General features: G+C 68.1%; 19 protein-coding genes, 1 tRNA gene and 4 pseudogenes. 9 read left to right on the top strand and 15 right to left on the bottom strand.

The genetic code is table 11. The features are described 5' to 3' along the window. Window positions 1-64: 64 nt before the first annotated feature. The 4 genes from ACFXC1_RS37845 to ACFXC1_RS37830 form a co-directional block, all read right to left on the bottom strand. A complete protein-coding gene (locus ACFXC1_RS37845; protein WP_381251565.1) occupies window positions 65-949 on the bottom strand; it encodes an MBL fold metallo-hydrolase in 885 nt (294 codons plus the stop codon). 463 nt (window positions 950-1,412) lie between these two features. Continuing rightward, a complete protein-coding gene (locus ACFXC1_RS37840) occupies window positions 1,413-1,853 on the bottom strand; it encodes a tautomerase family protein (protein WP_381251564.1) in 441 nt (146 codons plus the stop codon). 79 nt (window positions 1,854-1,932) lie between these two features. Next, entirely contained in the window at window positions 1,933-2,958 is a 1,026-nt protein-coding gene (locus ACFXC1_RS37835) for an alpha/beta hydrolase (RefSeq protein ID WP_381251562.1), read from the bottom strand. Window positions 2,959-3,012: 54 nt separating this feature from the next. Further along, window positions 3,013-4,305 carry an AraC family transcriptional regulator gene (locus ACFXC1_RS37830; RefSeq protein ID WP_381251560.1) on the bottom strand — a complete coding sequence of 431 codons (1,293 nt, stop codon included), beginning with the start codon at window positions 4,303-4,305 and terminating at the stop codon, window positions 3,013-3,015. Here ACFXC1_RS37830 and ACFXC1_RS37825 point away from each other — a divergent pair. Then, a complete protein-coding gene (locus ACFXC1_RS37825) occupies window positions 4,186-5,109 on the top strand; it encodes an AraC family transcriptional regulator (protein WP_381251594.1) in 924 nt (307 codons plus the stop codon). The two genes, ACFXC1_RS37830 and ACFXC1_RS37825, sit on opposite strands and share 120 nt — an antisense overlap. A gap of 45 nt (window positions 5,110-5,154) precedes the next feature. On the opposite strand, the pseudogene ACFXC1_RS37820 reads toward ACFXC1_RS37825, so the two are convergent. The 4 genes and pseudogenes from ACFXC1_RS37820 to ACFXC1_RS37805 all read right to left on the bottom strand — a co-directional run. Further along, window positions 5,155-5,382 (bottom strand): annotated as a pseudogene (locus ACFXC1_RS37820) (ATP-binding protein); the annotation flags it as partial. A 7-nt stretch (window positions 5,383-5,389) separates the two neighbouring features. After that, window positions 5,390-5,496 (bottom strand) — tRNA-OTHER (locus tag ACFXC1_RS37815). Next, window positions 5,455-5,586 carry a hypothetical protein gene (locus tag ACFXC1_RS37810; RefSeq protein WP_381251558.1) on the bottom strand — a complete coding sequence of 44 codons (132 nt, stop codon included), beginning with the start codon at window positions 5,584-5,586 and terminating at the stop codon, window positions 5,455-5,457. The genes ACFXC1_RS37815 and ACFXC1_RS37810 overlap by 42 nt, the downstream gene beginning before the upstream one ends. Beyond that, window positions 5,583-5,741: pseudogene (locus ACFXC1_RS37805) on the bottom strand (3-oxoadipyl-CoA thiolase); the annotation flags it as partial. The pseudogene ACFXC1_RS37805 and the gene ACFXC1_RS37810, both read right to left, overlap by 4 nt. On the opposite strand from ACFXC1_RS37805, the gene ACFXC1_RS37800 reads away from it, so the two are divergent. Further along, on the top strand, window positions 5,670-6,359 hold the full coding sequence (locus tag ACFXC1_RS37800; RefSeq protein ID WP_381251556.1) for an MBL fold metallo-hydrolase: 690 nt from the start codon (window positions 5,670-5,672) through the stop codon (window positions 6,357-6,359). The pseudogene ACFXC1_RS37805 and the gene ACFXC1_RS37800 overlap by 72 nt on opposite strands. Window positions 6,360-6,680: 321 nt before the next feature. Here ACFXC1_RS37800 and ACFXC1_RS37795 read toward each other — a convergent pair whose 3' ends face one another. Further along, window positions 6,681-7,475, bottom strand: a complete 795-nt coding sequence (locus ACFXC1_RS37795; RefSeq protein WP_381251555.1) for a class I SAM-dependent methyltransferase — start codon at window positions 7,473-7,475, stop codon at window positions 6,681-6,683. A 26-nt stretch (window positions 7,476-7,501) separates the two neighbouring features. Continuing rightward, window positions 7,502-7,600, bottom strand: a pseudogene (locus ACFXC1_RS37790) (IS21-like element helper ATPase IstB); the annotation flags it as partial. A 733-nt stretch (window positions 7,601-8,333) separates the two neighbouring features. On the opposite strand from ACFXC1_RS37790, the gene ACFXC1_RS37785 reads away from it, so the two are divergent. From ACFXC1_RS37785 to ACFXC1_RS37775, 3 genes are read left to right on the top strand one after another with little or no spacing between them, the layout of a single operon-like run. Beyond that, window positions 8,334-9,398 carry an aromatic ring-hydroxylating dioxygenase subunit alpha gene (locus tag ACFXC1_RS37785; protein WP_381251554.1) on the top strand — a complete coding sequence of 355 codons (1,065 nt, stop codon included), beginning with the start codon at window positions 8,334-8,336 and terminating at the stop codon, window positions 9,396-9,398. Continuing rightward, window positions 9,395-9,574, top strand: a complete 180-nt coding sequence (locus ACFXC1_RS37780; protein ID WP_200715902.1) for a hypothetical protein — start codon at window positions 9,395-9,397, stop codon at window positions 9,572-9,574. The genes ACFXC1_RS37785 and ACFXC1_RS37780 overlap by 4 nt, the downstream gene beginning before the upstream one ends. Further along, on the top strand, window positions 9,571-10,545 hold the full coding sequence (locus ACFXC1_RS37775; RefSeq protein WP_381251553.1) for a PDR/VanB family oxidoreductase: 975 nt from the start codon (window positions 9,571-9,573) through the stop codon (window positions 10,543-10,545). Before ACFXC1_RS37780 ends, ACFXC1_RS37775 begins: the two co-directional genes overlap by 4 nt. On the opposite strand, the pseudogene ACFXC1_RS37770 reads toward ACFXC1_RS37775, so the two are convergent. After that, a pseudogene (locus tag ACFXC1_RS37770) lies at window positions 10,496-11,256 on the bottom strand (IclR family transcriptional regulator domain-containing protein). The gene ACFXC1_RS37775 and the pseudogene ACFXC1_RS37770 sit on opposite strands and share 50 nt — an antisense overlap. 202 nt (window positions 11,257-11,458) lie before the next feature. Between ACFXC1_RS37770 and ACFXC1_RS37765 the strand changes: the two are divergent. Genes ACFXC1_RS37765 through ACFXC1_RS37750 form a run of 4 tightly spaced genes read left to right on the top strand, consistent with a single transcriptional unit; the run spans window position 11,459 to window position 14,821 of the window. Then, complete coding sequence (locus ACFXC1_RS37765) at window positions 11,459-12,427, top strand: ABC transporter substrate-binding protein (RefSeq protein WP_381251552.1); 969 nt, start codon at window positions 11,459-11,461, stop codon at window positions 12,425-12,427. Continuing rightward, window positions 12,424-13,197 (top strand): ABC transporter permease, encoded by a 774-nt coding sequence (locus tag ACFXC1_RS37760; RefSeq protein WP_381251550.1) that lies wholly within the window; start codon window positions 12,424-12,426, stop codon window positions 13,195-13,197. The genes ACFXC1_RS37765 and ACFXC1_RS37760 overlap by 4 nt, the downstream gene beginning before the upstream one ends. Then, on the top strand, window positions 13,194-13,973 hold the full coding sequence (locus tag ACFXC1_RS37755; RefSeq protein WP_381251548.1) for an ABC transporter permease: 780 nt from the start codon (window positions 13,194-13,196) through the stop codon (window positions 13,971-13,973). Before ACFXC1_RS37760 ends, ACFXC1_RS37755 begins: the two co-directional genes overlap by 4 nt. A 20-nt stretch (window positions 13,974-13,993) precedes the next feature. Next, complete coding sequence (locus ACFXC1_RS37750; RefSeq protein WP_381251546.1) at window positions 13,994-14,821, top strand: ABC transporter ATP-binding protein; 828 nt, start codon at window positions 13,994-13,996, stop codon at window positions 14,819-14,821. On the opposite strand, the gene ACFXC1_RS37745 is transcribed toward ACFXC1_RS37750, so the two are convergent. The 4 genes from ACFXC1_RS37745 to ACFXC1_RS37730 form a co-directional block, all read right to left on the bottom strand. Next, window positions 14,790-16,970 carry a discoidin domain-containing protein gene (locus ACFXC1_RS37745; protein ID WP_381251544.1) on the bottom strand — a complete coding sequence of 727 codons (2,181 nt, stop codon included), beginning with the start codon at window positions 16,968-16,970 and terminating at the stop codon, window positions 14,790-14,792. The genes ACFXC1_RS37750 and ACFXC1_RS37745 overlap by 32 nt on opposite strands. Before the next feature lie 94 nt (window positions 16,971-17,064). Then, on the bottom strand, window positions 17,065-18,666 hold the full coding sequence (locus tag ACFXC1_RS37740; RefSeq protein WP_381251542.1) for a glycoside hydrolase family 13 protein: 1,602 nt from the start codon (window positions 18,664-18,666) through the stop codon (window positions 17,065-17,067). Between the two features lie 39 nt (window positions 18,667-18,705). Next, window positions 18,706-19,581, bottom strand: coding sequence for a carbohydrate ABC transporter permease (locus ACFXC1_RS37735; protein ID WP_381251540.1), 876 nt, complete (start codon window positions 19,579-19,581; stop codon window positions 18,706-18,708). After that, window positions 19,578-20,565: carbohydrate ABC transporter permease (locus ACFXC1_RS37730; RefSeq protein ID WP_381251538.1), on the bottom strand; the 988-nt coding region annotated here is incomplete at its 5' end. The genes ACFXC1_RS37735 and ACFXC1_RS37730, both read right to left, overlap by 4 nt.

The raw sequence follows: 20,565 nt of genomic DNA, 5'->3' as shown, positions 1-20,565 counted from the left end.
CCTATCGTGGTGTGACGCGTTTCGACGCGAAGGCAACAGTGCGGGCTTCGGGTGACAGGCTCGGTCACTCAGCAGCATCGCGCTTGGCGATCGCCTCGCCGGCGGAGAACTGGAGCGTCCAGACGTTGCCGTGGTGCGGGTACTTCTCCACCATGGTGGCCACCAGCTCTTCGGCGTCCTTCGCGACCTCGGAGGCAGCCGCGAAGTCCTGGATGTAGGCACGGGTCTGGGCGATCATGGTTTCGACCGCGTAGTCGTCGCCGTCGGGCCTGCGGTGTCCGGACACGATCATGCGCGGGCGGAGGCTCTCCACGGTGTCGACGGTCTCGAGCCAGTCCTGCCACTCCTCCGGCGTCGACAGGCCGAGCATCGGGTGGATCTCGTTGTAGATGGAGTCACCGGCCACGACGACGTCGATCTCGGGGATGTGCACGATGCTCGTGGGATGGATGTCGGCCTGCTTCACCTCGATGATGTGCAGGGGAGATCCGTCGACGTACAGCGTGTCGCCTTCGAGTGGCTCCGGAAGCGGCCCCGCCATGATGCAGGAGTCGCCGAACAGCATGCCCCACTGCTCGATCTGAAGCTGCATGGTCTGCTTCATGGAGTCGACCACGTGGGGCAGCGCCACGGCCTTCGCCTCCGGGAACCGCTCCAGGAGCGGTCCGAAGCCCAGGTAGTGATCGGCGTGATCATGGGTGATGTAGATCGTCGTGAGCTTCTTGCCGGTGCGCTCGATCAGGTCACCGAGGTCGCGGACGTCGTCCTTGAGGTAGAGCGCGTCGATCAGGACCACCTCGGTGGCGCCACTCACGAGCGTGGCCGTGGTGGGCGAGAAGGTGCCGCTCGGTACGCCGGGAAACTCCCCGGCCGGGACATGCGGCCAGCGACCGACGAAGACCGTGGCGCGGATGGGCGCGGCCGGCGAGGAGTGGGTGTCCGTGGTCACGAGGTACCTCCGGTTGCGGTGTTGTCGGCCGACGCGGCAGTACGCACGTCGGCGTGCGAAGTCAAGTTATGAACGCACGCGCGGTGACTCATAGGACGAGTGCGCCGAGCGCTGGTATGCGAGCGCCACGTTGCTCTGAAGCACCACCGTGGCTGCCGGAACGGTTGATACGACTCACCGAAGGACAAGCAACCCCGCGGAGACAGCGGCAGCGCAGAGTGCCAGAGTGATCGCGACGATCGGCGCGACGCGCGTTCGCTCGGCAGGGAGCGGAAGAGTCCGGACACCGTGATCATCGCTGCGACCGGTGGTGCGGCTCGCCAGAAATCCAGCAGGGCCCCACGACCGGCAGCGGCGAGCGCGGTATCCGCCTCCTCAGCCGGATCCTCAGGAGATGGATGAGGTCCCGGGGCCCGCACGGTGGACAGGACCCCCACGGTGCCTCGGGACCTCGGTCAGGGGGTCAGCGGGTCAGCTCGTAGGGGACGGGCCGGTTCTCCTTGGCCCAGAGCTTCTCGATGTCGGACTCCGGCGGAGGCGGAACGAGGCCCTGGACGCGCCAGAGGTCCATGGGGGTCTCGTCGATGTGGACCTCCCAGTCGTAGCCGCGCTCCTTGACCAACGGCGCCAGCTTCTCCTCGATGACCTCCATGCACAGGAACCGCATCTCGGGGTCGTCCATCTGCCGGGCGATGTGGTCCACGCGGATCCGTATGAAGTTGTTGTTCGCCTTGCCACCGACGTACATGGTGTTCGCCGGCATGTCCTTGAACAGGACGACGACATAGAACTTCGGCAGGTCATAGGCGTAGTCCGTGTAGAGCGAGGTGATCCTCTGGGACAGCTGTTCCTTGTCCTGCGGGGTGAAGGCGTTCTCGGGGGTGAAGATCTCCCAGTACGGCATTGCGGCTCCTTGACGGATGGATCGGTGACGGAAGGTGCGGCTCGTCGATGCGGCTCAGGAGGAGGCTCAGGAGGGGGGCTCAGCCCCGGAGGTGCTTGACGAAGTGGTCCCGTGCGGCTGCGGAGAGCTCGTCGAAGCCGGGACCGCTGTAGAAGTCGAAGTGGCCGCCCTGCTTGACGACGATCTGCTTCGGCTCCCGGGCCTCTTCGTAGGCGTCGAGGGCCAACTCGAACGGTGCCACCCTGTCGTTGTCAGCCACGATCATGAGCAGTGGGGTCGGCGCGATGCGGCTGATGAAGGTACCCGGGGCGTACTCGGTCACCATTTCCATGCTTCGAGCCGTCAGTTCGTTCTTCCAGTTGGGCGCCCGGTCCGCCGACGTCTTGCTGAACCACTCGTAGGCGTCGGCCGCGGGCATCACGGCCTGCGCCGTGGGGTCGGCCGCGACGACCGGGAGCATGGCGGGCTCTCCGCCGGTGAACCGGTTGAGTCGGTCGCCCTCCTGGATCGCCCGGAAGACCGGGATGAAGTCCGGCCGGATCGCCCGGCTCAGGGTGCGCGGACCCGTGATGAAAGGCACCTGGGAGACGACGGCCTTCACCCTCTTGTCGATCGCCGCGACCATGAGGACGTGTCCACCGGAGAAGCTGGAGCCCCAGATGCCGATCTTCGACGCGTCCACCTCGGGGCGGGTGGTGGCGTAAGTGATCGCGTTCCGGAAATCCCGGTACTGCAGGACCGGGTCGACCTCCTGGCGGGGAGTTCCCTCACTGTCGCCGAAGTTCCGGTGATCGTAGGCGAGCACGTTGAGGCCGGCTTCCGAGAAGACCACGGCATAGTCGTCGAGGTGCATCTCCTTGACGCATGACAGCCCGTGCGCCAGGACCACGACCGGTGCCGGCGTGCTGGTGTTCCTGGCCTGATAGAACCAGCCCCGGAGGGTGACGCCGCCCTCGCCCTGGAACTCGATGTCTTCTCGATTCATGGGGATCTTCCGATTCGCTTGCGATGGTCCGTCGGTCGTGTGGAGGTTCACTCGGAGTGATCCGACACTCGCGAGTAGTGGTGCCGGGCCCAGAATCCACGAATGCCTGTGAGGGCTCATAGAAGGATCGCGCCGCGGGCTGGTACGGGTGTGCCACGGCCTACGAGGAGACGGTCAGGCGCATCCGTGGGCTTCCCGGTAGTCGCCGGGCGACAGCGAGAACTCCCGACGGAACTCCCGTCCCAAGTGGCTGGCATCGCAGAAGCCCCACCGGTGCGCGATCGCGGCAATGCAGAGGTTCGTGTTCACCAGGTCGCCTCTGGCCGCTGCCAGGCGGTGCATGCGGATGACCGCCCCGACCGTGTCCCCGGTCGACGCGAAGGCCCGGTGGACCGTCCTCGGAGAAACACTGTGGGCGGCGGCGAGGTCGGCGACTCTGATCGGTCCACCGGCGAGATGGCCGATGATCCACTCTTCCAGTCGCCGTCGGAACAACTGCAGGAACTCGTCGTCGCCGATGTGGCGTCGACCCGCACGGATCATGCCGGCGACGAGGACGAGGAGGGCGTTGCGCGCTCCCTCGACCTCCGCCGCGGACATCCGCCCGATGTGACGGTCCAGGCTCATGAGGAAGCCGCGGAGGAGGTTGGCCAGAGGGTTCTGAGCCGTGTCCAGGAGCAGACAACCGGGTACGCCGCCCCCCGCGCCGAACGGGGACAGGGCGCTCATGGGCACCCGGACCGTTCGTTTGGCCAGGTGATCCGGGATGACGAACCGGCCGGTGGTGCGGGTGCTCATGATGAGAACCGTTCCTGGTCGCAGAACGACGGTCTCGTCAGCGGTCTCGATGATTTGCCGGCCGGCGCTGGCAGCGAGGAGCAGCAGCGCCTCGTCGTCCTGACGCACTGCGTTTCTGTCTCGGGTCCCTTCGACCTGGGCGCACACCCAGTCGGTGATGAGAAGGTCTCCGAGGTCCAGCTCCTCAGCAGATCCGAGGCGCTTGACCGGCCCGGTGAGCCGCAGGTCCATGGAGGCCAGGCGGTCATGGACGGCGAGCCTCCAGCGGACGTCCAACTCTTCGGGTGTCAGCAGGTCGGCGGGGCTTAGCATGGTTGGGGCGACAGTCACTTCGGCTCCACCTCGGTAGAAGCTGTCCTCTCGGTCGTGACGTGTAGTTTGCTTGGTTGAAACATTCCGGTATTGCCCTGAGGCGACAAGGATTTGTCCTTGCGTGACACCGATCTTCCTGTCCGGTGCTCGGCCCTGCAGGGGCTGTCCGCGCTCGTCACCGAGATCGGCGGCTCGGGCCCCGAACTCCTCGTGGCATACGGCTTCGACGAGGCGAGGATCGCCGAGGGCAACTCGTTCGCCAGTCTCCGACTGGTGGAGCGCGTTCTCGAGGAAACGGCCCGCCGATTCACGCTTCCGGACCTCGGGTTGAGGATGGCGGCGCAGCAGGATCTGCATGTGCTGGGGCCGCTGGCGATCGCCATGGAGAACTCACGCACGATCGGCGAGGCAGTCGAGTGCGCGAGCCGGTACCTGTTCGTCTACAGCCCGGCCCTCTCACTCGAGGAAACCGACGATCCGCTGGGAAGTCCCGGTGTGGTCGGCCTTCGCTACACGACCACGGGCATCAACGCCTCACCACAGGCGATCGACTACGGCATCGGGATCGTCCACCGAGTCCTGACGCTGCTCCACGGCGACGTACCGTACGGACTTCGTTCGGTCCTGCTTCCACACGCTCGCCTGGTACAGGAAAGCACCTACCGGAAGTACTTCGGGGCCGAGGTCAGATTCGACTGTCCGAGCGCGGTCCTGCGTGTCCCGAGCCAACTGTTCTCGACACCGGTCAGCGGCGACGACCTGCTTCACGACATCGCGATGGACCATCTCGAAACGCACTTCGGCCGCCAGCACGTGCCGATGTCGGACCTGGTCGCAGCCATTCTCGGCGAACAGCTCGGATCCAGCGGTCCGGACCTGTCGAAAGTCGCGCGCCTGCTGAGCCTCCATCCGCGTTCACTGCAGCGGTCCCTGTCCAAGGAGGGCACGACCTTCTCCGGCGTCGTCGATCGTGTACGCAGGAGTCAGGCCCTGGACTTGATCACGAGGACCGACCTGTCCTTCTCGCAGATCGCGGCCAGCCTGGGGATGCAGGAACAGTCCAGCCTCACTCGTGCGGTACGTCGGTGGTTCGACACGTCACCTTCCAGACTGCGACGCGAAGGCCTGGTACCGAAAGGTCAGTCCGCCCTCATCGACTGAGCGTGCTCCGCAAGCCCCGAGCCGGCCCCGGGTGATCTCGTCTCTCTACGGTCTCAAGTCCGCCGTCACAGGTCTGAGCTCGGAACTGCCTCTGCCCGGGAGGGCCTGTTCGGCCCAGATGACCTTGCCCTCGCCGCTGTGCCGTGCGCCCCAGCGCTCGGCGAGCTGGGCGAACAGGAGCAGGCCACGGCCGCCTTCGTCGAAGACCCGGGCATGGCGCAGGTGCGGGGCGGTGCTGCTGGCGTCGGAGACCTCGCACGTCAGAGTGGACTTCCGGAAGTGCCCCGGCAGGATTCGAACCTGCGGTGCTTCAGCGGCACTTCGCCGCGCGAATCCGGGGCGAGATCACCTGTTGAAAGCGGTCGCCTCGGCCAGCAGGCGCGAGGCGGGGGTATCGGCGTCGCCGCCATCAAACGGATCCCGCTGCACACAGTGGGCGGAAACCCAGCCGTCATCCGTTGTGATGTGCCCGTTCATGCTTCGAGCACTACTGCGAGTCCCTGGCCGACGCCGATGCAGATGGCGGCGACGCCGATACCGCCGCCGCGTGCGGCAAGTGCGTGTGCGAGGTTTCCGACGATGCGTCCTCCGGAGGCGCCGAGGGGGTGGCCGATGGCGATGGCGCCGCCGTCACCCACGGGCACGGAGATCACTGGTTCGGGCTGGCGACCCTCCTCGAGCGCTTCCCGGACGCCCGAGCGGTCGCCACACCGGCGGTCGTCGAGCACATGGCGAAGCAGATGGAGCCGAGCTTCGTCCAGAGCTTCTGGAACGCGAGGTTCCCGGGCCAGATCCCGGACCGCCTCGTGGCAGCCGACCCGATGAAGGACCAGGTGCTCGAACTCGAGGGCCGGGAGCTGACGGTCGTGCCGCTCGGTCACACCGACACCGACGACACGACCGCACTGCACGTCCCGTCCATCGGGCTCGTGGTCGCCGCGGATGCCGCCTACAACGACGTGCACCTCTATCTCGCCGAGTCGCCGGGCGAGGGCCGCAAGGCGTGGAAGGAGGCGCTCGGCGTGCTGGCCGGCCTCGGAGCCGACCACGTCGTGGCGGGGCACAAGCGTCCCGGCCGGCCCGACTCCCCGGGCATCCTCGCCGAGACCCGCGCCTACATCGACGACTTCGAGGACTGCGTCGCGCGCACCGCTTCCACTGAGGAGCTCTACCGAGCGATGCTGGAGATCCATCCGGACCGGGTCAACCCGGGTGCCCTGTGGGGCCAGGCCCGTTCGGTGAAGGGCTGACGCGACACACCTTCTTCGGCCCCGTGCCACTGTGGCCTGCACCATGCGTCCGGCTGACAGCCGATCACCGACCCGTGGTACGCGCAAGGCCGCGCCGTTCAGGCGGTCGACCCTTCCGGAGGGCCCACGACGGCCGGCCGGGCGAAGCCCGCCACCCTCGAAGACAGGCCAGCGGGCGAGCCATGGGAAGGCGGTCCGCTGTGCGGGTGAGGGCGGTGCAGGAGCGTCTGGCTTCGTAACCGAGAGCGGAGTTTGGGCAGCACTTGTCGATCACAGAGCCACAAAATATCGATGAGAACGGACACCGCGAAGGGACGATCCCTAGCTCAGTTTCCAGGCGGTGAGCTGGAAGAGCCGAGCAGTGTGCATGTAGGGCGGCCGCGCGGTGGTGGCGAGTTCGAGGCGTTCGAGGGCTGCGTAGTAGTCCGGTTCGTACTTGCGTGCGTCGTCGGTGATGTAGTCGCAGAAGCTGCGGATGCCATAGTGGGCGATGTCCCGGCAGCCGACCTCCCTCAGGGTGCGGGTGATCTCTTCAGCTGTGTGGAGCGTCAACGCCGAGTTGAACATCTGCGTCCGCGCCTGATCAGTGTCGAGTGCGGCGAGTGCGGCCGAGGGGTCCATTCCCCGGACGGCGATGTTCAAGGGCGCCGAATGCCGGTTGATCGCCATGACGGAGATCAGGCCCCCGGCCTTCAGCGGGGAGAGTGCCGAGGCGAGAGTGCCTGGGACATCGTCCATGTATTGCAGGAGGTTGTGGCAGAGCACGACATCGAATTCCCCGTTGACGAGGTCGCGGGGCAGATCGGTCGCATCGGCCTCGACGCAGTTGATCAGCTCCGTCACGCCGCCTGCCACGGCTCTCTCGGTGGCCGCTGCGAGCATGGCGGGTGCGTAGTCAACGATGGTGACACGGTGCCCGCGGGCCGCGAGACGGATGGCGTCTCCGCCGTCACCGCCGGCGAGGTCGAGTATCCGCAGCGATTCGCCGCCCACGTCGCCAAGGTGACGGAGCAGGTTTGCCTCAGCGATCGAGTAGCGCAGTCGGCCCCAGGGGGCGTCCTGCCACTCCTGCCAGGTGGTCATCGCAGTGTTGAACTTCTCAAGATCTTCAGCCATCCAGCGACGATAGCGGCCTGGCGTCCTCAGCCGGTGTTGCCTTGTGCTGCTGCCCGGGCCTGGGTGATGGCGAGGCGGTAGGAGTCGGTTCCGGTCTGAATCAGGTTGCCGCCGAAGGTGAGCCGACCGAGGCTGTGCTGATGTCGGCGCCGAGGAATGGCAGTTCCGGGTCGGTCTTGGCCAGGAACCGCCATTCCCGGGCCCCCCTCACACGCCGGCCGTCCCGCCTGAAGACAAGTCCGCAGGACATGATCACGCAAGGCGTGCACCACCACCAGCAAAGAATCCGCTGGTGAGCCCCCTGCCCCCCTTTCGGCCGACCACAGCCACTCAGTGCCTCTCCAGCGGCTCATCGGTCCGACTGCTCGCCGTGCCGCCCCCATACGCGAGGCGAACCAGCACGTGACCTCACACCACCCTGACCAGCGGCGAAACGCTCAACACCCTAAAAGGGTGCGGATTCGACCCGGATTCGACCCGAGGGTCCCAGACTCCAAAACAATCAGTAGTTGACCTGCGGTGATGCTGACTCTTGCCGCTGTACCGAGCATCCATCGACAGACGGTCATCATATTTGTAATTAAGCGGACATGTTTGGGCGATTAACGCCACGCAGTGAGTAGTCGCACTCGCCGTCGCCCTCTCCGGCCAGCCCCAGCGCGAACCGGACAGCAGCACCACCCGGGCCACCTACCCTGGCAACTAAGGGCTGACAGAACAGGGCTCCGACCAGCCTCTTTACAGAAGTCCTTCCGCCTGACAGAAGCCGCCTTGCCGAGCCGATGCAGGCATCACGACCCTGATTCCAACCACGGCACGCGGGGCGACGGAGCCCCGCCGACAGGGACGGGAACTGCCATGCCTCACATGACCGCCTTCGCCAGGAACCAGTGGTACGTCGCCGCCTACAGCCACGAGGTCGGCCGTGAGCTGCTCGGCCGGACGATCCTCGGCGAGCCGCTCGTCTTCTACCGCACCGAGGACGACGGCACCCCGGTGGCGCTGCACGACCGGTGTGTGCACCGGCGGTTCCCGCTCTCCGAGAGTCGGCTCGACGGGGACCGGATCGTCTGCGGCTACCACGGGTTCACGTACGACACGACGGGCGGCTGCGTGTACGTGCCGGGCCAGAAGCGCATCCCCCGCACCGCCCGCGTCGCCTCCTACCCCGTGGTCGAGCAGGACGCGCTGGTCTGGGTGTGGATCGGCGACCCTGCCCTCGCCGACCCGCAGGTCATCCCCCGGGCCCCGCACCTCGCCTCCCCCGAGTGGGTCACCGTCAGCGGCATGGAACCGATCGACGCCGACTACGGCCTCCTCGTCGACAACCTCCTCGACCTCTCCCACGAGACGTATCTGCACGGCGGCTACATCGGCTCCCCCGAGGTCGCCGAGACGCCGATCACCACGGAGGTCGACGAGGGCGCCGGAGTCGTACGGGTGAGCCGGCACATGGACGACGCCGAGTGCCCGCCGTTCTACGCCAGGTCCACCGGCATACAGGGGCGGATCACCCGCTGGCAGGACATCGAGTACCACGCGCCCTGCCTCTACCTCCTGCACAGCAGGATCGCCCCGGTCGGCGTACTCCCCGAGGCCGACGGCAGCGACCCGAACGGCTTCCACACCGAGATCACCTACGCCATCACGCCCTCCTCGGACGGCAAGGTGTACGACTTCTGGGCGGTCTCGCGCGACTGGGCCACGGACGACGCCGAGGTCACCGAGTTCCTGCGGGGCAACAACCACACGGTCGTCATGCAGGACGTGGACGCCCTCAACCTCCTTCAGCGGACGCTGGGTTCGGAGCGCGCGGGCTATCAGGAGCTGAGCATCAACATCGACACCGGCGGTCTCGCCGCCCGCCGTATCCTCGCCCGGCTGGTCGAGGAGGGCGCCAAGCCGGTGGAGAAGGTCCAGTGACCGCTCCGACCGGCGAGGTCTACCGCATCGACTGGCTGCCGGGCACCGACATCCTGCACGGCACCTGTCACTGCGGCCGCGAGCACACCTCCCAGGACCCGATCGAGATGTGGGAGTGGATGCTCGCCCACCCCCGGGGCCACTCGGTCGACGAGCCGCAGGGAGCCGACGCATGACCGCGCACGAAGCCGAACTCCCCGCCGCCCGGAGCGAGTTCGCAGCCGAGACCGAACTCGTCGTCGAGCGGCGGGAGTTCGCGGCCGACGGCGTGCTCGCCCTCACCCTGCGCCACCCGCTCGGCGAGCAACTCCCCTCCTGGGAGCCGGGCGCCCACATCGACGTCCTGCTCGGCCCCGGTCTGGAGCGCCAGTACTCGCTGTGCGGCGACCCCGCGGACCGCACGGCATGGCGGATCGCGGTGCTGCGCGAGCCGGACGGGCGGGGCGGATCGGCATATGTGCACGATCAGTTGGGGCAGGGCGACAAGGTACGGGTGCGCGGGCCGCGCAACCACTTCCGCCTGGAGCCCGCCCCCCGCTACCGCTTCGTCGCGGGCGGCATCGGCATCACGCCCATCCTCCCGATGTTGGCCGCGGCGGAGGCGGCGGGCGCGGAGTGGAGCCTGCTCTACGGCGGTCGCACCCGCAACTCCATAGCTTTCACCGAGGAGTTGAGCCGCTACGGCGACCGGGTCACCGTCGCTCCGCAGGACGAGGCCGGACTGCTGGACCTGCCGTCCGTCCTGGACGACGTGCCCGAGGGCACCCTCGTCTACTGCTGCGGTCCGGGGCCGTTGCTCGACGCGGTCGAGGCACGGTGTCCCGGCGGCGTCCTGCGCATGGAGCGCTTCCAGCCGAAGGTCCAACAGGCGGGCTCCGACAGCGAGTTCGAGGTGGTGCTGGAGCGGAGCGGCAAGACCGTCACCGTCCCGTTGGGCGTGTCGGTGCTCGACACCGTGCGGGCCGCCGGGGTCGAGGTGCTGTTCTCCTGCACGGAGGGCACCTGCGGGACCTGCGAGACCGATGTCCTCGACGGCACCCCGGACCACCGGGACTCGGTGCTGAGCGAGGAGGAGCGGGCGGCCGGCGAGACCATGCTCATCTGTGTCTCGCGCTGCCTGGGGAAGCGGCTCGTGCTCGATCTGTGACCCGCAGATCGTCGTCGATGAGCGCCACCGCCGCCAGCAACCGGGGCAGCAGGTCCCGCCGTACGGCCTCGGCGGAGTACCTTGCCGGCGTGCGCCCCGACGCTCACGCCGGCCACCACCACGCCGCCCCCGGTCCCGCACCGGGGCGGCGACCGATCTGAGGCCCTCCTCCAGCTCCTCGTCGACGAGCGCGTACCCCTCGTGCCGTATCCGGTGAAGTGCCTTGCGCAGTAAGGCGGTTGACGGTCGGGCGGGCAGATGGGCGAGGAGCACCCGGCCCACGGCGGTGACATGGGCGGCCTGGCGGGTACCCACGGTGATCGTGGCGGCCAGGATGCGGCGGGCCGGGAGAGCGGCGACCTGGACGACGTCGTCGCCGTCGAGGACGCACAGGGACGCCGACTCACCTGTCCGCGCGACGAGTTGCTCCAGATGCGGGGCGGCGATCTGCGGCAGGGTGGAGCCCGCGAGGTAGGAGTAGCCGAGCTCCAGGACGCGCGGGGTGAGCCGGAAGAGGCGCCCGTCGGACTGGACGTAGCCGAGGTCGGCCAGGGTCAGCAGCAGCCGGCGGGCGGCGGCGCGGGTCAGCTCGCAGGCGTGGGCCACCTCGCTGAGCGTACGGGCGGGATGCTCGGCGTCGAAGGAGCGGATGACGGCGAGGCCGCGCTCGAAGGACCTCACGAAGTGCGGTGCGCGGACTGCCGCAGGCATCGTCGCCTCCAGACGGACGCACGGAGTGCGCTCCGGGAGCACGGTAGAAGCGCGTTTCGATAACTGTCAACAATTTTGTTAGCCAAACCATTGACCCGGTCCAACGCCGGGTTCTACGTTCCCGCTGAGCACCAAGAAGAGCACCACTGTGCGCTGCGCGCACAGCCTGTCGGAACACCGTTGTCTGCACAGGAGGAGCCGTATGCGTCGTCTGCTCGCCAGTCTCACGGTCGGCACGTTTCTGCTCGCCACCGCGGCCTGCGGCTCGTCCGACGGGTCGAGTTCGTCGAAGAGCACGTCCTCGGGGGGCACCACCACGGTCAAGGTGGGCGTCATACCCATCGTCGATGTCGCCCCGCTCTACCTCGGCCAGAAGCAGGGCTTTTACAGCAAGCAAGGCCTGAAACTGGCCATGACGCTCGCGCAGGGCGGCGCGGCCATCGTGCCGGGTGTGGTCAGCGGCCAGTTCCAGTTCGGCTTCTCCAACATGACCTCCCTCATGCTCGCCCGGTCCAACGACGTCCCGGTGAAGGCCATCGCCAACGGTGTCGCCTCAACGGGTGTCTCGGGCAAGGACTTTGGCGCCCTGGTCGTCAAGAAGGGCAGCACGCTCAAGTCGGCGAAGGAGCTGGAAGGCAAGAAGGTCGCGGTCAACACGCTGAAGAACATCAACGAGACGGCCGTACGCGAATCCGTCCGCAAGGCCGGCGGCGACCCGGACAAGGTGAAGTTCGTCGAGCTGGCCTTCGACCAGATGCCGGCCGCGCTCGACAAGGGCCAGATCGACGCCGCGATGGCCGTCGAACCCGCGCTCACCACGATGCTGAACCAGGGCGCCCAGCAGATCGCCTGGCCGCTGGTCGACGTGGCGCCGAACCTCACCGTCGCCATGTACTTCACGTCGTCGGCGTACGCGGCCAGGAACCCGGACGTGGTCAAGAAGTTCCAGGAGGCGACCGCCGAGTCCCTGGCCTACGCCGACGCCCACCCGGACGAGGTCCGCCGGATCGTCGCCACCTACACCAAGGTCCCGGCCACTGTGCTGGCCAAGGTGATCCTGCCCAAGTGGCCCGCCGATCTCAACCGTTCGTCGATCGAGGCGCTGGAGAAGCTGAGCGAGACCGACGGCCTCTTCAAGAAGACCCCCGACCTGAACACGCTGCTCCCGTGAAGGGACTGAACACCGCACTCGGTGCGGCAGGACTCGCGGCCTTCCTCGCCCTCGGCGAGGTCGTGCCGCGCGTCGGCATCGTCAAGGAGGCCTACTTCCCGCCGACCAGCAGGATCGCCTCCGCGTTTTGGACCGAGCTAAACGACGCCGCGTTCTGGTCGGCGCTGGGCGACACCCTCACCGGCTGGGCCCTCGGCCTCGCGATCGCCGTCGGCGCGGGCATCGCCGCCGGCGTCCTGCTCTCAGTCGTCCCCCACCTCCGCGAGGCGACCGCCTCGACGATCGAGTTCCTCCGCCCGATCCCCTCGGTCGCCCTCATCCCCCTCGCGGTGCTCTTGTACGGCACCGAGTTGAAGTCTGTGCTCCTGCTCGTCGTCTACGCCTCCTTCTGGCAGATCCTGATCCAGGTTCTCTACGGCGTCCAGGACGTCGACCCGGTCGCCGAGGAGACGGCGCGGTCCTACGGTCTCGGCACCTGGGCGCGGGTGCGGCACGTGCTGTGGCCGAGCGCGCTGCCGTACGTCATGACGGGCGTACGGCTGGCGGCTGCCGTCGCGCTGATCCTCACCGTCACCGCCGAACTGGTCATCGGAGCACCGGGGTTGGGCGCCACCATCATGGTCGCCCAGAGCTCGCAGGCCGTGCCCGAGATGTACGCGCTGATCGTGGTGACCGGTCTGCTGGGCCTGATCATCAACGTGGGCGCGCGGACGGTGGAACGCCGGGCGCTGGCCTGGCACCAGTCGGTGCGCGGGGAGGTGACGGTGTGAGGCGCGTTCTCCTCCGGCTGCTGTTCGTGGTCGCGCTCCCGACGGTGCTGCTCACCGTCTGGTGGCTGGCGTCGGACGGCAGCACCAATGTGTTCTGGCCACCGCTGCGGACGATCCTCAGGACCTTCCCGGACGTGTGGACCGTCGAACGGTTCAGGACGGACGTCCTGCCAAGTGTGCTGCGGCTGACGGCCGGTTACGCGGCGGCGGCCGTCGCCGGAGTCGCGCTCGGCACGGTCATCGGCTCCTACCGGCGGGTGCGCGCGGTGTGCGAACCGGTCCTGGAGTTCCTGCGCGCGGTGCCGCCGCCGGTCCTCGTCCCGGTCATCATGCTGTTCGCGGGTATCGGCGACACCATGAAGATCGTGGTCATCGCGAGCGGCTGCGTCTGGCCGATCCTCCTCAACACGGTCGAGGGCGTCCGCGCGGTCGACCCGGTCATGAAGGAGACGGCCCTCTCCTACGGCATCACGGGCACCGCCCGCCTGCGGAGCCTGGTGCTGCGCTCGGCGAGCCCGCAGATCTTCGCCGGGCTGCGCCAGGCACTGTCCATCGGGATCATCCTCATGGTCATCAGCGAGATGTTCGCAGGCACCGACGGACTCGGTTACACCGTCGTCCAGTTCCAGCGCAGTTTCGCGGTGCCCGACATGTGGACGGGCATCCTCGTCCTCGGGATGCTGGGATTCCTGCTCTCCGTCGTCTTCCAGGTGGTCGAGCGGCGGGTGCTCGGCTGGTACCACGGCCTGCGCGCGGCCACCCGCCGATCCCCGTGAACATCGTGAAAGGGCGGTCCATGCACGCGCTACTCGACGTATCCGGCCTCAAAAAGGTCTACGAGGGTTCCGGCCGCCGGGTGGAGGCGGTGCGGGACCTCACCTTCACCGTCGAAGCCGGCGAACTCGTCTGTCTCGTCGGCCCGTCGGGCTGCGGCAAGACCACCCTGCTCAAGTGCATGGGAGGACTGCTCACCCCGACCGCGGGCGAAGTCCTCCTGAACGGACGGAAGGTGAGCGGTCCGCCGCCCGGAATGGCGTTCGTGTTCCAGGAGTACGGGCGCAGCCTGTTCCCCTGGATGCGGGTCGGCGAGAACGTCGAACTCCCCTTGAAGCAGAAGGACTTGAGCAGGGCGCGCAGGCGTGAACTGGTTGCGGACGCGCTGGAGTCGGTGGGACTGACGGATGCGGCCGGGGCGTATCCGTGGCAGCTGTCCGGCGGTATGCAGCAGCGGGTCGCGATCGCCCGCGCGCTGGCGTACGAGCCCGAAGTCCTGCTGATGGACGAGCCGTTCGCGGCAGTCGACGCGCAGACCCGGGCCGACCTGGAGGACCTGGTACGGGGGTTGTGGCGGGAGCGCGGCATCACGATCCTCTTCGTGACCCACGACATCGACGAGGCCGTCTACTTGGGCGAGCGAGTGGTGGTGCTCTCCGCGTCGCCGACCGTCGTGCAGGAGCAGCTGAAGGTCGATCTGCCCGTGGAACGCGACCAGTTGCACACCCGGGTCGCCCCGCGCTTCGCCGAGCTGCGGACCCATGTGTACGAGCAGATCCAGGCGGCGAAGCGCGGGACGCTTCCGGTTCAGGACCGGCTCACGAAGTCGGATACGCCTCCACTTCGCTGAACTGGGCGGCCGGCCAGCCGGAGTTGGCGCTGACGCTGAGCCGCAGATAGCGCAGGTTGGCGCTACTGGGCAGGGCCACGGTGACGGTGTTGCCGGTCGCCGGGTCGAAGCGGTAGCCGGTGGCACCGACGACGGTCGAGTAGGTGGAGCCGTCGGTGCTGCCCAGCACGGTGACGGTCTGCGTGCGCGCGCTCCACGCGGACGCGGGCGGCAGCTTCAACACCAGCCTGCGCACGGCCTGGTTGGAACCCAGGTCGACCGTCCAGGCCTGCGGGAAGGCGTTGTTGGCGGACTCCCAGTAGGAGTTGGCGTCGCCGTCGACCGCCTTGCCGGGCGTGTAGACGTCCTGCGAACCGGTCGCGGTGGCCGGGCGGCCCTTGGCGAGGTTGGTGTTCTCGTCCGGGGGCGGGTTGCCCTGGCCGGGCTGCGGCCAGGTCGAGCAGTCCGACCAGGTGCTGCTCCAGCCGGAGTTGCCGCCGCCGTCGGTGAGCGTGAAGGCTCCGGAGCCGGACGGGTAAGGGCAGTTGTAGATGCCGGCCGCGCCGACGCCGGTGGCCTGGACGTTGCTGAACTTCGCCGCGCCCTGCGCCTCCGCCTGGACGACGACCGTGCCGGTGTTCTGCACGGTCGCACCACTGATGTTGACGTTGCCGGTCGAGTAGCCGTGCCCGCCGCCGGACACGAACTCGAAGGCGCTGTAAGGGCTGTTGGTGATGGTCGTGTTGGTGATGTTGACGGTCGCGTTGACCGCGCTGTCGTAGGAGTCGACGCGCAGCGCGCCCATGGGGTGGTTCCAGTTGGGGTTGATCGCGCCGGTGCGGACGAGGGTGTTGCCGTCGACCGTGATGGTGCCGGCGAGGGGGTAGAAGGGGTCGAGGAACTTCTGGTTGGAGATCGCGATGCCACTGCCGAGGGCGTTGGTGTCGGAGATCAGGTTGTTGCGGACCGTGATGTTGGTGCCGCCGTAGATCGCGATGCCGTTGGCGAGGTTCGGCTGCGAGATGGTGTTGCTCTCGAAACTGCTGTTGGTGTCCGGGGAGTTGAGCGACCACATGGCGAGGGAGTCGTCGCCCTGGTTGCGCAGGAAGTTGTTGCGGACGATCACACCGTGGGCAGTGCCGTTGAGGTTCAGGCCGTCGGCGGTGGTGTCGAGGATGCGGTTGTTCTCGACGACGAGATTGTCGTTGTTGCCCGTCAGCCAGAAGCCGCACTTGAGGTGCTGGATCCACATCCCGGAGACCGAACTCCCCGGCCCGAGCGTCCCGTTGACGAAGTTGTCCGGGTTGGAGTCGACGCGCTCGGTGACCTCACCGACGACCGCGAAGTCCTTGATGTGGACGCCGCCGGAGGAACCGGACTGGTCGATGAACCGCGAGGTGTGTACGACCGAGTACCACTGTCCGGCGCCCTGCAAGGTCACGTTCTGTACGCCGCCGAGGGAGGCGGTGAGCCGGTAGTCGCCCGGCGGGATCCACACCACTCCCCCTTGCGCGGCGGAGATGGCGTCCCGGAAGGCCTGCGTGGAGTCACGCGCGCCGCTGGGGTCGGCACCCTTGGAGACCACGGACACCGAACCGGCCGGCTGCGCGGCGGCCCCGGCTACCTGCTCGAAGTCGGCGACGTCGATGGTGACTTGGGTACCGGTCGCCACGAACGCGACCTTGTCGCCCTGCTGCACGTTCTGGCCGAGCAGGAGCCGGGAGTTGTCGAAGAAGTGGTGCGTCTTGGCGCCCGCGATCCAACCGGTGTCGACGTACGAGTACTTGGACGTGACGGCGAGCGTCCTGGCGATCTTGGTGCCGTTGACGTACACGTCGAGGCTGCCGCTCTGCCCGTCCGGAACGTTGTAGGACACGTTCACGGCGTTGGCCGCGCGCGGCACGGTGAACTCGACGCGCTGTCCGGAGGTGAGCCGTACGGCCTGCCGTCCGGAGGCCTCGGAGGCGAGTGTCCCCTGGGTGTAGTCGGGGCTGATTCTGGTGCCGGTCGTGGCGGCGGACTCGGCCTCTACGGAGGTGAAGGGGAGGGAGGCGCCGGAGGCTGCGTGGGCGACGGCGGGGGCCAGGGCGACGAGCATGCCTGCGGCGAGCGCGACGGCCGCACCGACGCTTGGCATGTGCCTGACAGTTCCGGGCATGGTGCTGTGCATGTGCTGATCCCTTCGAGGTGGGGGTGCGGGGATAGCTGATGCGGGGACAGCGGATGCCGAGTGGCGGTCGACCGCCGACGGTCGACCGTCGGCATTACACGGTGTGCAGCCAGGCCGCGGTGTCCTGCGGCAGCCGGCCCTGGTAGCCCAGGGGGCCGCTGGTCAGCAGGAGTCGGTTGTGCGCGGGGAGGTCGACTGCCGTGTCCGACAGGTTGACCACGCACGTCGCGCCGTCCGCGCGGGCGAAGGCGAGGACGCCGTCGGGGGCGGGCAGCCAGGTGAGGGGGCCGTCGCCGAAGGTCGGCCGGAGGCGGATCGCCTCGCGGTAGAGGTTGAGCATGGAGTCGGCGGTCTGCTGCTGCCGGTCGACCGCATACGATGTCCAGCCGACCGGCTGCGGAAGCCAGGGCTCACCGCGCGAGCCGAAGCCCGCGTACGGCTCGTCGGCCACCCACGGGAGCGGTACCCGGCAGCCGTCCCGGCCGGGGTCGGTGCCGCCCGACCGGAGGTACATCGGATCCTGTATGCGGTCGACTGGGAGCTCGACCTCGGGCAGTCCCAGCTCCTCCCCCTGGTAGAGGTAGACGACGCCGGGCAGGGCGAGCGACAGGAGGGCCGCGGCCCTGGCGCGCCGGGTGCCGAGGGCGAGGTCGGTCGGGGTGCCGAAGGCCTTGGTGGCGAAGTCGAAACCGGTGTCGGCGCGGCCGTAGCGGGTGACCGTGCGGGTCACGTCGTGGTTGCACAGGACCCAGGTGGCGGGGGCGCCGATCGGGGCGTGCTCGGCAAGGGTCTCGTCTATCGAGGCGCGCAGTCGGTCCGGGTCCCAGGGGCAGGACAGGAAGGAGAAGTTGAAGGCGGTGTGGAGTTCGTCGGGGCGGAGGTAGCGGGCGAAGCGTTCGGTGTCGGGGAGCCAGACCTCGCCGACGAAGACGGCGCCGTACTCGTCGGCGACGGCCCGCCACGAGCGGTAGATGTCGTGGAGTTCGTCGCGGTCGACGAAGGGGTTCGGATCGCGGCCCTCGACGAAGTCGGGCAGCGCGGGGTCCTTGGCGAGCAGCGCCGCCGAGTCGATGCGAACTCCGGCGACGCCGCGATCGAACCAGAAGCGCAGGATGTCCTCGTGCTCCTGACGCACCGCCGGGTGGGCCCAGTTGAGGTCGGGCTGTTCGGGGGTGAACAGATGGAGGTACCAGTCGCCGTCGGGGAGGCGGGTCCACACGGGTTCGGTGGAGCCGGCGAACTGGGACGGCCAGTCGTTGGGCGGGAGTTCGCCGTGTTCGCCGCGTCCCGGGCGGAAGTGGAAGAGCTCGCGCTCGGGGCCGCCGGCCAGGGCGGCGCGGAACCACGGGTGCTGGTCGGAGACGTGGTTGGGCACGATGTCGACGATCGTGCGGATGCCCAACTCCCGTGCCTCACTGATGAGTTTCTCGGCTTCGGCGAGGGAGCCGAAGGCCGGGTCGATGGCGCGGTAGTCGGCGACGTCGTAGCCGCCGTCCTTCATCGGTGACAGATACCAGGGGTTGAACCACAGGGCGTCCACGCCGAGTTCGGCGAGGTAGGGCAGTCTGGAGCGGACGCCCGCGAGGTCGCCGGTGCCGTCGCCGTCACCGTCCGCGAAGCTGCGGACGTACACCTGGTAGATGACGGCCGAGCGCCACCAGTCGTCGTGGCTCTGGGCATGGGTGGGCTGTCCCACTGTGCTGGCCTTTCTGTCGGAGGGCGTCGAGGGGCGGTGTCAGCCCTTCGTGCTGCCCGCGCTGATCCCGGCGATGATGTGGCGCTGGAAGACCAGGAACATGGCGACCATGGGGATGCTCGCGATCACCATCGCGGCGATGAGCACGGTCAGTTGGATGTTCTGCGACAGCTGGACGAGTGCCACGCTGATCGGCTGTTTGTCGGTGTCGGAGAAGACCATCAGCGGCCACAGGAAGTCCTGCCACACGGCGACCAGGGCGAAGATCGAGACGACGCCGAGCACGGGCCGGGACATGGGCAGCACGATGGACCACAGGATGCGGAGTTTTCCGGCACCGTCGATCTCGGCGGCCTCCATGACGTCGCGCGGGAGTTGGTCGAAGAACCGTTTGAGGAGATACAGGTTGAAGGCGTTGGCGACGGCCGGCAGCCAGATGCCGAGGGGGTCGTTGAGCAGGCTGGTGTGGATCAGCGGGAGGTCGGCGACGGTCAGGTACTTCGGTACGACCAGGGCCTGTGCGGGGACCATCAGCGTCGCGAGGATGCCGCCGAGGATCAACTTGCCGAAGGCGGGCTTGAGTTTGGACAGGGCGTAGGCGGCGGCCGTGCACAGGACCAGCTGGAACGCCCAGGCGCCGGCGGCCTGGACGACCGTGTTCCACAGGTGCTCCGGGAGCTGCATCAGGTCCCAGGCGTCCGTGTAGCCGCTGAGGTGCCAGTGGTTGGGAATGATCGTGGGCGGGGTCTGCGCGATCTCGTCCGGCGATTTCATCGCGCCGGTGACCATCCAGTAGACGGGGAAGAGGAAGGCCAGCGCGAAGAGCACGACGACGCCGGTGAACACGGTCCAGTAGACGGCCCGGCCGCGCGGCCGGGCGAGCGCGGCCGGGGAGAGAAGCGTGCGGGTGCTCACAGGTCGTCCTCTCCGGAGCGGGTCAGCCGCAGATAGAGGGCGGAGAACACGCCGAGCAGCACGAGGAGCATCACGCTGAGCGCGCAGGCGCCGCCGAAGTCGTTGTAGAGGAAGGCGTATTTGTAGATCAGGTAGAGGACGGTGACGGTGGCGCTCTCCGGTCCGCCGCCGGTGATCACGAAGGGTTCGGTGAACACCTGCATCGTGGCGATGATCTGAAGGAGCATCAGCATCAAGATCACGAACCGGGTCTGAGGGATCGTCACATGCCGGACGCGTTGCAGCAGGCTCGCGCCGTCCAGTTCGGCCGCCTCGTACAGCTCGCCGGGGATGGACTGGAGCGCGGCAAGGTAGATCAGGACGGTGCCGCCCAGGTTGGCCCAAGTGGCCACGATCACCAGGGAGATGAGGGCGGTGTCGGTGCCGTTGGACCAGTTCGAGGTGGGCAGGTGCAGAAAGCGCAGCGTCTCGTTGGCGAGGCCGGCTCCCGGGTCGTAGAACCATTTCCACAGCAGGGCGGTGACCACCGGCGGGATCATCACCGGGAGGTAGACGACGACCCTGAAGAAGGCTTTCCAGTGCCTCAACTCGTTGAGGACCAGGGCGAGTACGAAGGGGATCGCGAAGCCGATGAGCAGGGCCAGCAGGGTGAAGACGAGGGTGTTGCGCCAGGCGGCGCTGAACTCGGGGTCGTGCCAGACGCGGGTGAAGTTGGCGGTGCCGACCCACTCGGGCGAGGAGCCGGGGGTGTACTTCTGGAAGGCGATCACGACCGCGCGGATCGCCGGGTACCAGGAGAACAGGGCGAAACAGATGAGGCCGCCGATGAGGAAGGCGTAGGCGCGGGCCTGGTCGAGGAGGCGGGGGCCGCCCCCCCCCCCCCCCCCCGCGCGCCCCCCCCCCCCCCCGCGCCCCCCCGCCCCCCCCCGGGGGGGGGGGGGGGGGGCGGGCGAGCGGGCCGCCGCCCGCCGCGCGCACGCCGGA

The sequence above is a fragment of the Streptomyces hokutonensis genome (assembly GCF_042751305.1).
Classification (GTDB): Bacteria; Actinomycetota; Actinomycetes; order Streptomycetales; family Streptomycetaceae; genus Streptomyces; species Streptomyces hokutonensis_A.
This window is presented reverse-complemented; position numbering and strand designations above follow the sequence as displayed.